This window comes from Microbulbifer yueqingensis (assembly GCF_900100355.1).
Lineage (GTDB): Bacteria > Pseudomonadota > Gammaproteobacteria > Pseudomonadales > Cellvibrionaceae > Microbulbifer > Microbulbifer yueqingensis.
The window spans coordinates 64,582-78,803 of the sequence record NZ_FNFH01000006.1 but is presented as its reverse complement, the minus strand read 5'-3'; the positions used below and the strand labels follow the sequence as shown (position 1 = coordinate 78,803).

5 protein-coding genes are annotated in these 14,222 nt (G+C 53.1%); all 5 read right to left on the bottom strand.

Annotated elements, in window-relative coordinates:
• Positions 1-14: 14 nt before the first annotated feature.
• On the bottom strand, positions 15-1,322 hold the full coding sequence (locus tag BLT26_RS13580) for a restriction endonuclease subunit S (protein WP_091515495.1): 1,308 nt from the start codon (positions 1,320-1,322) through the stop codon (positions 15-17).
• Positions 1,315-3,702 (bottom strand): type I restriction-modification system subunit M, encoded by a 2,388-nt coding sequence (locus tag BLT26_RS13575; RefSeq protein ID WP_091515492.1) that lies wholly within the window; start codon positions 3,700-3,702, stop codon positions 1,315-1,317. Before BLT26_RS13575 ends, BLT26_RS13580 begins: the two co-directional genes overlap by 8 nt.
• 143 nt (positions 3,703-3,845) lie before the next feature.
• On the bottom strand, positions 3,846-4,100 hold the full coding sequence (locus BLT26_RS13570; RefSeq protein ID WP_091515489.1) for a helix-turn-helix domain-containing protein: 255 nt from the start codon (positions 4,098-4,100) through the stop codon (positions 3,846-3,848).
• 188 nt (positions 4,101-4,288) lie between these two features.
• Entirely contained in the window at positions 4,289-10,528 is a 6,240-nt protein-coding gene (locus BLT26_RS13565; RefSeq protein ID WP_091515485.1) for a DEAD/DEAH box helicase, read from the bottom strand.
• A 19-nt stretch (positions 10,529-10,547) separates the two neighbouring features.
• Positions 10,548-13,883 carry an STY4851/ECs_5259 family protein gene (locus BLT26_RS13560; RefSeq protein WP_139169564.1) on the bottom strand — a complete coding sequence of 1,112 codons (3,336 nt, stop codon included), beginning with the start codon at positions 13,881-13,883 and terminating at the stop codon, positions 10,548-10,550.
• Between the last annotated feature and the right edge of the window lie 339 nt (positions 13,884-14,222).

The window sequence follows — 14,222 nt, the reverse complement described above, 5'->3', positions numbered from 1 at the left end:
CGAGTTGGCAGCTTTCAATACCCCATCCCGGCCAGCTGTGACACCTTGATCTTGCCGGTTACTGCGCTGTCGATCAGCGTTCGCCTGTATTCTTCCAACTTAGATATCTGCTTTTCAAACAGTGCAACACTGTTGCTGATTTTCTTGGACTCTCGCTTTATATATTGAACTATATGTAATTGTTCAGATTGCGGAGGGACGACCAAATATCTTGCAGCCAAATTATTAAATCGAATACGTACAGCTCTCTGTCGGACAGCGTTGCATATTACCTGGATATACTTCGCTAGCGCCATCTCTCGAAGCAATAATGCAAAGTACTCCGGCACGCACTGGTCAGAAATAGGATCGCATACGACATATTCAGGGGTGCACTTGCCATCGGAGTCGGATATACCAATTGCACCCTCGAAAGCATCCATCGAGTTGAGCACCAACTGCCCCCTTCGGACGCCTTGATAACCTTGTTCGAGAAGTGCTTCTGTATACCCCGAAAGCCGCCTTTTTGAACGAAGAGTTACCTGACCATCACGGTATGATGTAACCACACCATCATCTGGTCTAACTGGTAGTCGACTTTGGGTGAACAGGTTCTTAAATCGAAGGGTTTTCCAATGCTTTGGAATTTTATCGATCCAATCCACACCAGAATCACGCATCGGCACATGAGGGTTTAGGCCACTAATTACTGCATTTTTAGTCAGTATCTGCTTGTGCTCTTTAAGAAGTTCTATTTGCCGCTGCTTTAAAGCTATAGCGCGAGCAATTTTGTCAATTTTCACATCAAGGAAATTACAAATAGCCACTTGCTCTACATAACTTGGGTTAAGTACTGGAAACTCAACAAGATCAGAAGGTCCGATAGTGGACCTTACACCCGCCCCAAGATTATTAAAGACAGCATTAACATAAAGGTTGTAATAGAAATAGTAAGCGAATTTTGGATGGCAATCCTTTCCAACTCTCAACCTGATATAGGCGGGGCTCATGATGCCACGCTTATTAACCAACCCAACCCGGCTCGTTCTTATATTCTCTAGATCAATTAGTTTAAACACTAAGTCGTCTTTTTCGAAGATTTGATAGGTTCCATAATCCCTAGGTATTAGGCCTTCTGGGTTATCTGGATCATTATCAACTACTCCACGTAAAGTTAGAGAAAGAATACTTTTACACTTGCCATCCAGATTCAATTCTTTAACAACACGATGGAATCGCTTTCCCGGACATACACTCCAGTCAACAGGAATTTGACCGATCCACTCCACACCGGAATCCTTATAGGCTTCGTACTTTCGTAGTGAAGTTAGCTCTCTAGTCATTTTCCACTCCTGAAATCTCGGCAATTTCCAGGCCCAGAATGTCGGCAATCAAGCCCTCGGCCTGCTGTTCCAGCTCGACGATATCGCGCGCAACTTCTTTCATACTACGCAGCGGTTTGTGCCGGTAGAAGTATTTGTTGAAACTGATCTCGTAGCCGATCTTGACCGAGTCCAAATTGATCCAGGCCTCCTCCACGTGAGGCTTCACTTCGCGCAGAAAGTAGTCGTGAAGCTCCTCGGCCAGAGGCACCGATTCGCTGTCGCGCAGGTCGCTGCAGGGTTCATAGGTCAGGTACTCACTGGCTTTTTCCGTCGAATAGTAACCAAAATCGTCCAAATTCTCCGCACAGCAGCCGAGGTGATTTAGCAGCTGTTGCAGCTTGGCACCACTCAGCTTTTCGCGCTTGCGGATCACCTTCTCGGCGGATTCGTCGTACCAGCTGACCGCGTTCAAGATGGCGTTCTTCTCGGTGGCGGAGAGCTTAATCTTGCGCACCCTCAGCTCTGCATCCACGCTGGCCTTGAACAAGTTGAAGTCCGAATATTCGTCGGTGCCTATGGCATCCATCAGCAGTGTGGCGGTTTCCACCAGCGCCTTGTGCTTGGCCCAGAGCTTCTCATCCAATAGCTTGTTGCGGGCCTTGGTGTTCAACGCCAGGCCGTTCTCCTCGCACCAGTCCAGTATCGGCTTCTTGTGCTTCTCCAAGGCACCGAGCTGATAAATGCTTTCGCCGTACTCGCCGTAGGCCCATTCCATCGGCTCGCGCAGGCTTTTGTCGAAGCGCAACGTCTCTATGCGCTCGGCGGTGAACTGTGCCCTGCGCCTGTCCGGCCGTTCGATAGTGACCTTGTGGTAACCGAAATCGCGATTGTCGAATACCTGCGCGGCGATACCGGCTTTCTCTGCGTCGCGCTCCACTGCTGCCATCTGCAGGTAGGTGTCGGCGATCTCGCGGATATGTTCCGGGGAGAATTCGCAGTTCTTGTTGCCCAGGTTCTTGCGCAGCTTGCGATACAGCTGACTGGCGTCGATCAGTTGCACCTTGCCCTTGCGGCTTGTCGGCTTGTTGTTGGATAGCAGCCAGATATAGGTGGTAATGCCGGTGTTATAGAAGAGGTTGTTGGGCAGCTGGATTATGGCTTCCAGCCAGTCGTTCTCGATAATGTGCCGGCGGATATTGCTCTCGCCGGAACCGGCGTCGCCGGTGAACAGGCTGGAACCATTGTGTACCGAGGCGATGCGGGAGCCCATATTTCCATCGGCCGGGGCCTTCATCTTGTTGACCATTTCCATCAGGAACAACAGTTGGCCGTCGCTGGAGCGTGGCGCCGCATCCGCGGCCTGGATGACACCCCAGTAGTCGGCCAGGTCCACCTGGAAGCGTGGATCGATAATATCGCCGCCGTCCCTAATATGTTTCTGCTCGCTGGCCCAGCTCTTGCCGTAGGGCGGATTCGAGAGCATAAAGTCGAAGCGTTTGCCGGCGAATTCGTCGGTGGACAGGGTAGAGCCGACGCGGATATTGGCCGGGTCGTTGCCCTTGATCATCATATCCGACTTGCAGATGGCATACGTCTCGTCGTTTATCTCCTTGCCGAACAGGTACACATCCCCCTGGGCGCGGATGCTGCCGGCCTCGTCCTTGATATAGTCCTGGGACTCGGTGAGCATACCGCCGGAACCGCATGCCGGATCGTAGATGGTCATCACCGGTGGCAGTTGGTCCTTAATAGGGTCAAACACCAGGTGAGTCATCAGCTGGATTACTTCGCGCGGCGTAAAGTGCTCACCGGCCTCCTCGTTGTTCTCCTCGTTGAACTTGCGGATAAGTTCCTCGAACACGTAACCCATGCCCAGGTTGGTTAACGCGGGCAGCCGGTTGCCGTCCGGGTCTTCCACATCGTGGGGGGTGAGATTGATGTAGGGGGAAGTAAACTTCTCCAGCACATCCAGCAGCACGTCCTTATTGGCCATATGGCGAACTTGCGCCTTGAGGTTAAATCGATCGACGATCTCCTGGACATTAGGGCTGAAGCCCTTCAAATACTCCTCAACATTGGCCAGCAATATCTGCTGGTTGTTTGTGGCGGTTTTGTAGAGCTTTTTCAGGGTCCACTTACTGGTGTTGTAGAAGACAAAGCCAGAGGCCTCGGTCAGGCCGCTCTCGTCCAGCTCGGTAAGATTCATCTCGCTGCGCTGAAAGGCCACCTCTTCCAGTACCTTGTCTTTAGTGGGCTCCAGCAGGGTATCCAGGCGGCGCAACACCACCATCGGCAGGATCACATCCCGGTACTTGCCGCGCACGTAGACATCGCGCAGACAGTCGTCGGCGATAGACCAGATAAAGGAAATGAGTTTGTTGTGGACTGCTTGATTCATAAAGGTTCCGTACTACTGCGGAGCGGGCAAGTCGCACGCTCCCATTGTTAGCAAAGTGACTGTGCTAGGTGAAATATGACTTGAGTGTCTATACATCACCGGGCTGTGCACTTATTGATCAAATTAAGTTGTTATTGGTTTGCCTAACCTCGGCAAGGTTTATCACTGGCTGCGAGATCAGTCTTCACGTACTCGAGTAAGCCCTCGATGGGGCAGCCAAAGTAGGCGCAGAGGCGATCCAGATTTTCTGTGCCCGTGTTGTAGCTGCGCTGATTGATCATTTTTGAGATGGTCATTCGATGGATTCCTGTCGCTTCCGCGACTTCCCCAATCGTGACCCGGCGTCCCTCGATGAACTCCTTGTCCGCAATACGTTCTTTGATCTTAAATCTCAGCATTGTTGGCTTCTTTAGGTGATTAGGCCGCCATGATACATCAACGCATCAAAAGAGGCGCAATACTATCAACAGGCTCGTGTCTGACTCTTGGTCTTTGGCGGCTGGGGCGACCGAGCCTACCATTGCCGGGCCTTCCGCAGGCTGCTTAGAGCCCGCGAAACAGCCGACAGCCGGAAAGCCTCGGTCGGTCACTCCGTAATCACTGTGATATACGTTGGCCAAGGAGCACTATTGATCATGCTCGCATGGTTTTGATAAGCCTGGATCTGCTCAAGCTGCTGGGCAACATGACCGCGGAAATTAAATCGATCATCCTTGGTTTTCTTCTTATCCCAGTAGCCCACACCCTGATCCAATAGTATTTTTGTCGTTTTCCCGGACGACCATTCCAGGATCAGGATTCGTCCGTGAGACATGGCCTTTGGACGATCTTCGATGTGGACATCCACACTCGCTTTCAAGTTGACACCGATCCATTCAGCGATCGCTTCGCGCTGGTCCTCTGGATCGCACCAGTTTGCATCGATAAAGGACTTCGAGTAGTCGGAGTTTGCCGCTAGTGTCTGTATTTCCACCGTGCACTCTTTTGATGGAAAGCTGGCTAGGAGCTTCTCCAGTAGCAACACCATCCATGGAGATTTAAGGTAGCGATCGTAGTAGGAAATCTTGACCACCTGCTCATTAGCAAATTGCTGCTTCAGAGTCGGCACCTGCTGCTGTAAAAACTGCGCAAACCGGGTGGGGAAGTTTATGACCCTTCCGTTCAGCTCGTCGCTAAATTCGATTACCCGGGCGCCCGAAAGGTTTGTCTCCCAAAAATCGCTCGGTAACGGCTTCCGCATGAAGCTAGGCAGCTGGTCGGTGGCCGCTAAGGCACCGCCTATATTGTCTCTAAGCCATCCCTCACCAGGAACTAGCGCCTGACGTTCTTGGCTCACCAAGGTGAAGACACCGTCGCTACCCCCGACCTGGATGCCCATGTAGAACTCTTGTTCAGGCACCGCCTCATCTATGTAGGCCACTTCTACACCCAATCGATGTAGGAGGTTGAGGCTATGCTTGAATTCATCAGAGACATCCATGCCAGGCTCAAGCAGGAGATTGACCGCCACCTGGTCTATTACCTTCCATCCCAATACCATGTCACGGAAGTCGCTGTGCGAGACATCCACGTTGGAGTCCGGCACCCGGATAGTGATCCTATCGGCAGAGCTCTGGAGCTTAGAGCGAATCCATTCTATTGGGCTGATTGCACAATGCTTCGCACCCGGCATAGTGGCAAAACAAGAGGGCAGAGCTAAATGCTCGATCAGGCCAATATCTTTCAACCAGGCGAGAGCGCGGGGCCTATCGAGGGATTCCTGCTCCACGCGACTATCTTGACCGGTGAGACACGCTGAGCAGACATTGTCACACTCTGCGGGGCAGTGCAGGCGCTGGTAGACACCTTTTAGTAGCTGGCCTATATCGCTTACTTCGGCGGTGCAGAATCCCCCGCCACCACTGACCTTGTCGTACACCTGGACCACGAAGCGTTCCGCCCCTTGTTCAAGGTCGCGGTCCTTGCGGAAACTAAAGCCCATCTCTGTGCTGGCGATACCCAGTCGCGAGGCGATCTCATCGCGAAGAGCCACCGCCAGAGTCGCCGCGATGGTCTGGCCCTCTTGGGTATTGGGCAACCACTCGCCCGTCTGAGGATTCTTGAGATAGACCTCAAGTACGTCAGTGGACGTCTGGTAGCCCAGATAGACATTCGGCATGACTTTCTCACCACTACAGGTCTCTGTGCGGTCAGCTCCCTTGCCACCACCGAGCGGGCGATGCATTACAGAAGGCTGGAGGGACTTTGGGATCTCCCCTGAGGCCAACATAGACTCTGCCCGACCACAGGCCATGCAGATGGCATACCCCTTTTCATGCTCTCCAGAGGAGTGGTGAAAAACAGTACCCTCGCTACCATATTCGATATATCCGAGCCGTTCATCAGGCAGTGCCACGCGTGGCCCATGTACAGTAATACGTGGTCTCTCTACGCGAATAAACTTTTGCGAGGATATATCGTTGGTGCTCTCCTGATAGAAATCCGTCAAGAAGCCCGCCGGACGCAAGACTGTCTTTTTATGTGAATGGGCCACTGCTTGGTTACAGCTTACGCAGTGAATTTCATCACTATTGCTGAAAGCATTCTCCTGAACACCGGATGCACCACAATTCTTACATTGCCATGCGATATCAAATTTTTGCGCCTCGTTGATTGCGCCTCCAGAGTGCCAGTGCAAGCTGACACCCGCACTGCGGTACACGCGACCGTCGATTACGATATCTGAACCGGGGGCATATTCACGTATGGCCACATCAAGCCCACGGCTGGGCTTTTCTTTGTAGCTGTAGATATTGTCTTCCCGAGAGGCCTTAGCCTTACTTGCGCTGCGGTTTCGAAATTCCTCGATATTGTAGGTGTTGATATTGACAACATCTGTGGGAAACCCATAGCCGGGTAAATAGGCCCGCGCGGCCAGGTCTCGAAGGAGGTACTCCTCCTCGTGACGTTTGAGCTCCAGAGATAGTGCCCGCTTATAGGCCTCATCGGTGGCTGACTCTTGCTTAGCCACAAGACTCTGGTATTCGTTGACCCAACGCTGCTGCAGTTTGCGCAGCCGAGTAGTGGACTTGGCAACCACCTTCTGTGGCGCGACGCTGGCCAGTGATGTGCCTCTCAGGAGCTCAGTCATCGCATCCTGCAATTCCTTGGGTAAGGACTCCGTCCAAGCGATAAATTTATGGCAGGGGGAATCTTTTTCACCACTAAAGAACCACTTCACATTGAGCTTTGTGTTATCCGTGAAACAAAGCTGGTTCTTGCGCAGGAACATGCCGAGAAGCAACGAATGCACATGTCGCTGGACAATTCGATCGGAACTGAGCGTAATCGATGGTGCTGGAATGGCTGTCACAAATGGCCATTTAGGATTATTGAACGCACGCTGGTTGTGAGGATCTTTTTTACACAGGGTATAGGCGATGGCACGTGCCTCACTACGGCGCCCGGCACGACCTGCTCGCTGCAGATAGTTGGCCGGGTGTGGCGGTACATTGTTCATGACCACCGCTGAGATACCACCGATATCCACACCCATCTCCATGGTGGTGGAACAGTTCAAAACGTTCACGTGACCCCGCTTGAACAAATCCTCGTACCGCTTTAGGGCCTCGGAGGACTGCTGGGCGGAATGCTCGGCTGTGCGATAGTAGTATCCACCCTCGACGACTCGGTCAGAGACGTCAGTCCACAGATTCCGAGAGCGGAGATCCGCAATTATCTCGTCTCTTTCTACAGCACTTCGAATGCTATGTAACTTGCTTGTACCGGTAGCCGCAGCCTCCAACGCAGTCCACGACGGCAACTCTACTTCAGAACAACGAAAATGACCTTCTCGGTACTTGCGTGGTAGGTAGGGAGTTAATCCAACAAAAGTGGTATCTAAAAGCCTGCCAGTTACAGGGCACTCCCAGGCCCTTTCGGGCAGGGAAAACAGCAGCTTACGAAATTTCAGTGCGTAACCGTTTGCGTGGGACTCTAATATGCGTGCGTTTATTAAGTCCTGCCAAGCTTTCTCTAGCCAGGCATTGATCACATCCAAATCGGCCTGCTGAGCGACATCTTTATCTGTTGCCAACTCCAGCAGTTTAATGAGGCGTGAGCGGTGCGGGCCCGCAGCGGCAGTTGGCCATTTACGTACACGGGGGCTTTCCACGATCTCTGATTTAGGTGACATCAATACTTTCGGTGTAAAGCGCGCACCCATCCAATTACGAAGTACATCCTCCAGTTCGAGATAAGTGTGCTCCCGCACATGGAAATCTAACGCTACTTTCAGGAAGTCTCGCCAGTCATCCAGTGTAAGCGCACGGTTCTCGCCACCCGATACACTTACTCGAGTTTCTTTCCAGAACGGCGGGGCCTGCTTGATACTGTCGAGCCCCTGATAACCCACCCGTATAAGACCCAAGGTTTCTGTGCTGTTCTGGTTTTTGGGTCGACGAGCAAACTCCCGCGCTAACAGCAGCCGCGCCATGGTTCCGGCTTCGTCGCCTGTGATAAATAGCTCCGGGCTCGTGTAGCGGTTATAGCGTACGATTCCGTTACTAACCGTTGGGCTCGCGGCCAACTCGCGGGTCAGGTCATCGAAGCTAACAATGCCTTTCGGGGCAGCCGCCTGCTGCCTTGCCGCTTCGGCTTGCTGCAGTAGAAGTTGTTTGATCGCAGGGTCTGGCACCGTTTTAGCAGCGGCTTCTAGCTCCTCAGCAGTACCTGCCGACCCCTCACCTCCAGCAATTTGCGCATCAGCCATTCGATTACGCAAGACCTGAAATACGAGCCCTCGCAGGCTGGAACGCTCTGCTTCCTGCTGCATTTTAACAGCTAATCGTGCGGTACCTTGTCGACTGTCAGTAAATGTAATGAGTCTGCGCCCACGGCCGGGCAGTTCTTCTGGCGAGTACTTGCCGAGGTCCTCTCTATCAGGATCGGGACAGTATTCCAGCACTGTGGGAACCGCATTAGTTATATAGAAGGGTGCACCGAGATAGCATTGACGGTAAAATTTACGACCATTGAACCCGCTGTTCCCACAGTGGTGGCACACAGCTTCGTCTTCACCCGCGTGCCGGAATCCGACATTTCGTTCCGCCTGGATTTTATTAATTTCAAGGCTCTCCGCGTCAACACGGGCATCTATGTAATTATTCTGCTCTTCACTTTCCGCTTCTTTGCTGGAGAGTAGCGGAGACGCAATTATCCATTGCGAATCAGAGGTGATTGTATCTTCGAGGTTATGGTGTGGATCTTCATCTCCCTCTGCTTGCTCATAGGTCAGCGCGAACTCATCTCGTACGAAAGCGCTTCGCTGATGCAAGTAGCCACTGCAGTCCTCAGCCAGCAAGTGGGGTGTTGCACAATCATGGCAGAATGCGACCTCGTAGACGGGAGCTGAACAAGTACAGCGACTGCGCTCCGTCACATAAAGATTGCCGAATGGCCAGTGTTCTAGATGCGCTGTTTTTTCCGGGCACTGGGGATCTATGCAGGACCAAAGACCGTGAAGCATTCGCTGGAGGAAGTGCGCTCGCAGCTTTAGGAATGGCTCGCCACCCGCCTCCTTCTTAGTGCCCGTCATTAGGTCTATCCAAGCGAGCAGTTCCCCCTGCTGCTCCTGCTTGCTCACCTGGGGCAAAAGTTCCTTGGCGTGGGTGAGCAGCTCATCGAGGGTTTGCGGTTCGCCATTGTCGACAATCGCATTACGTAATCGACTGGCGACGTCCGAATGCGCCAGCGCGTCATATCGTGCTGGAGAAACCTCTTCTCCAGGCTCAATCGCCAGGATTTTATCCCGCGACACCGGGCTGACGGCATCCCTTTGTTCCAGCTCTGGGATGCTACGGGAACCCCCGATTACGACCACTTGTGTCTCGTTCACCCCAGCCAAGCTGGCGAGGTAAGTCTTGAGCTTGGCTTCGGCATCCTGGTCGGCGATTGTCGCGGAAGTAGCAACAAAGCGTACATCCTTCGCCTGACGGCCAAAGGCATGCAACACACGGCGCAACAACAGCGAAAGCTCTGCCGCCTGCGACCCGATATAGGTATGCGCTTCGTCCAGTACAATCCAACGTAAGGAACCTGCTTCACGGGACTTCTCGAGAATTGGCGCATCGTCCTGTCGCACCAGCATGTATTCCAACATGGTAGAGTTGGTCAACAAGATTGGTGAGGGTTCTTTACGCAGCCGCTCACGGGACAAGACCTGGTTGGGGTGCTCACGCTGCTCCCTGCGCACTTTCGATTCCGATTGCTCCGTATTGCCGTTATACAGACAAAACCGTATTTGTTCGCCGTAGTCACGGGTCCAGGCGTCGAGGCGCTCTTGCTGCGAGTTGATTAACGCGTTCAGCGGGTAGAGAAATAGTGCCCGCACTCCAACCAAGGGGCCCGTAGCTTGCTTGCTCTCCCGAATTAGGTCATTAAGTATCGGGATCATAAAGCATTCGGTCTTACCTGAGCCGGTACCACTAGTGACTACGGCTGACTTCGGCTCCTCGTCCAGCAGTGTGCGCCATGCGTTGAGCTGGTGGGTGTAGGGATGAATATGACCAGGCAAAGCATAGCCTCCAGAAGCATCGCCCAGTGTTTTAACCAGCTCAGGTTCCAGCAAAGCGCCGGCGAGGCTTGCAAGGCTGGATTGACTCGGCTGCCAGCCGAATGTGTGCTCGAATACCGGCGGGGCGAGAAAACAGCCTTCTGCTCCAAGCTCTTCCGACATCTGCTGCGCTAGGTGCGCCCGAAGGTGTGGATCACTAATGCCGAGTATGCTCAGTGTGGACTGTTTTGCGCGACTTATGGATTGTTCGACTAGGCCCTGGAAATACTTCATCTCAATACAATCTCAATTATTATTTTGTCATTAGGTAGTTCGTCACGACGGCGTGAGCGGGCACAAACCAGCCTTGCCGATCGAAGTCAGCTACGACACGAATTGCGAATTTTAAGAAGTCGGAGTTAACACCGAGATCCTCTGGCTTGGCCTTTCCGGCTGTCACATAACCCAGGAATACTGGGAGATAGGCCACTGCGTTGGTTTCATGCGTATTCGAGTGGCTAGCCAGTTCTCGCTCGACTCCCTGCTCCATCGTCCACTGCCGCAGGGTTGAGCCAAGATAGCTGGGCCAGCTATCGAAATCAGGGTAATTCCGGCGCAGCTCCTGAAAAAAGAACGCCAGAATTCCTCCAGGAGGGATCTGTTTAAGGTCAGCGCAGTCGCCAGCTTTGACGAACGACTCCATATCTGCAAAGCCAGATATCAGCCGCTCAAGAATATAGCTCCGCTGCGTCAAAATATTGCCTACAAGGATCTGTGGAACACCACTTTTTTCCAGCCAGGCCGCATACCCCGCGTAAGCTTCATGCCAGCCAGTCAGCGTTATAAACTCCCAAATGACTGACAACTCTTCCTGGAACCGCAATGCTTTATGTTCATCGAATTCCAGACGGAAAACTGCCAGAGACAACGCTCGAGGATTTCGCGCTAGGGCCTTCCAGGCCTCGAATGTGGACAGCGGCAGATGCCTAAAATTGTCCCAAAGTTCCTGCAGATAACCCCATCCACTATGTGATAGATCATCCGCCATCCGTGAGATCTGGGCGTCGATAACCGTAGGGTTTTGAGTCGGATGGTAAGCCCGGGTTGCCGCATGCAGGGACTGAATCTCCTGCTCTCCACCTTCGATACGACCAGTAGGCACCAGCTCCGGGCGGAACTGGTCTTCAGCACCAGGCTTCGGATACAGCAACCAAGGGCCACTAGCCATCATTGATAGCGGGAGCTCGAAGGCTCCCATGCCCACACCGGCTGTTGACACCTCATCCAATTCACGCGGTTTCATGGCGGGGTCAGACAGCAGCATAACCTCTACTTTTCGTATCTCACCAAGGCTAGTTGCGCGCGCGCCCAGTAATCGGAAGGTTGTTGCATTCTCACGCTTTAGATTGGTGTTATAGCGCCGGATATTAAACCGCATGAGGGGCCGCAGCGAATCGACACTAAAACGAATAAAATTGTCCTGATCATCTGTGGCACTCAACATCTGTCGGATGTCGTCACTGAAAGCAAAGAGCGACAGTGAAACCGGTCTGTCGCTAACGACCACTGAGTAATGGCGGCGAATCTGCGCTGCTGTACCGCCCATGAGAAGCATTTGGATATTGAATACTTGGCGGCCGGGGACACCACTGCTCAGCACCAATTGGCTGCCTAGTAGCTGATCTGCCAAGATGTCTTCAGGAATAACTTCTTCACCCGTCGCATCCAGGTATCGGATCCCGTCAAAGGGAAAGTCCAATCGTAACTCTACCGGCTGCTCGCCTGGGGAGGATAAGAGTAGACGGAAAGCAGCTGGAGGCCTTCCCCCGTTATATTTCAGCGGGACCGTAATCACTCCATCGGCCAGCTGACCGGCGCAGGGCTCAATGGTTTCGCCTTCCACGCGAGCAATGAGCGCACTCGTCGTTGTCACCCGTACCCGGGCCTCCGCTCGAGCGGAGGCCGGCAATATGCTGAGCATCAGATCATCGGGCAATACACCAATCTTGCGTAGCAGCAGTGTCTCACCCTGCCGGTTAGCAACCTTATACCGAAAGGCGCCGTAGCGGTCCGGGCCGGCATCAGACGGGCCTGGCTTGCCATTGATATAGCTCACATACTGTTCGCCTCCTAAGCCTCCCGCCTCTGTCGTCAATTGAGGCCAGCCGCGGTAAACTGTTCCCGGAAGCGAGTTCTCGAGCATAGCCCGCCCTTTCATCAGCAATTTTGGGCCGGCAGTCTCTGGAGCTCCGGGAGTAAATCGATATGTTTCTTCACCGAGGCGAAGCGTGACATCGGTCGCCACCCCCAGCCATCGGCCATCAATATCTTCGTGACAGCAAACAATCTCTTCACTCTCGACTATGGCCTCTTTGGGTGCCCAGAGCAGAGCTTCGCTTGTACTGAATTTCCGTGAGCCATCGCCTGCTAGAATCCATCCCTGGTCGCCCTGCTCAAATAACAAGGGGGCTTCAGCAAAGGTTACACTGCTATCATCCAGGGATTCGGCATAGACTTCCTGGCCGCTGGCAAGGAAAGTAACCTTTAGGGGCTGTTCTTTTTGCCGTCGCTCGAGACGGAAGTGCTGACGGGGCAGGCGGACCACCATCTCTACTCCCGCTCCTTCGTCCCCACCGAGTTGGCCGTAAACCGCTCCAGCTTTTGCGAGCAAGCTACTGCCCTCATAGAAGCCGAGCTCAAGTCGTGTGCTGCGCAAAAGAAGCGGGTCAACAACGAACCGAATCTCCTTTGGCAAGGTTACTTCTGTGATCAGTGCACGCTCTTGAAAACGTTCGCTGTCCAGCCAATGTGTACATCGATTGATGGCCAGCTCTTCCACTTTTCTCGCGCGCTCACCGCGACTGCGATCTGCCCTACGTAGCCACTCGTTAACTAATGCTCTACCGTTTTCTTCCCCCAGAGGTATTGGGAATCCCTGGCGCCAGCCCTCGAGATGCTGATCGAGGTAACTGGCAGGGTCCTCCTGCTTAGTGATGGGGTATTGCTCTACTAAGAATACGAGCTGCTCGACGATGCCTGCGAGCAATTGCCGGGTTTCTACATTGCGAAAGGTTTGAGGTAAGTATGAGAGGTAGTCTTCAAGGAATTCGGCGGTGCTCCGTCCGGCATCGCGGTTTTCGTAAAATTTGTTCAGGCCAGCGCGGACCGCTCGACCGAAGCCATGGCTCTCATGCTGGACCATCTTCCATGGCAACCCACCCTCAGCAGCTAGAGAACCGAGGATATCCCGACCATTAGTCCGCATCCGGATAGGGCGATTCCAATATTTGGCTAAGCCCATATCCACAATTTCAGAACGCTGAATGGGGTTGAGATGTATCCCCAGAGCACTATCAAAACCTTTCCATGACCAGCCACCCTCGCTGGCGTCGTAGTTTCGGCGGAAAGACTCGGCAATATACAGGCAATAACAGGCCGCCCAGTAGGACCTGCGGGTAGGATTGTCCCGATCCGCGGCTCCCGACTTCAGCACCTCCTCAAGTTCCGCGTATTCACCGCTGGAAACGTGATATCCAAATAACGGGCGCCCATCAGGAATCTTGGAACCTTCCACTTGACGCGTCACTACCCGCTCAAGGCGAAACTTAGCTAGCCACTCGCGGGCCGTAACCGTGGTAATTACGGTCATTGTGCTCGAATTCCCCATTCTTTTTTCTGCCCATAAGGCGTGTTCGTCACGCTTATAGACCTGGGCCGGTCGGTAAGCCCGGCTCATATCTGCCAGCTATACCTGCCCTATAATCGTTATTATTGTTATCAGCAACTCAGCCCGATCACAGTGCGCACAATGTGTCTATTTTTTACACACCGATTGCCAATGTTCGGCCCCTTATACTGAGCCGCAAAACAGTCGATCGAGGTTAATACTGGCGCTCCAGTCATGCAAGCTGTGACAAAAGTCACACCACTGGTCAAATTATTAGTCGTAGCTGATCGGGACTCTGGCCCCCATTTATTTGCTGCCGCA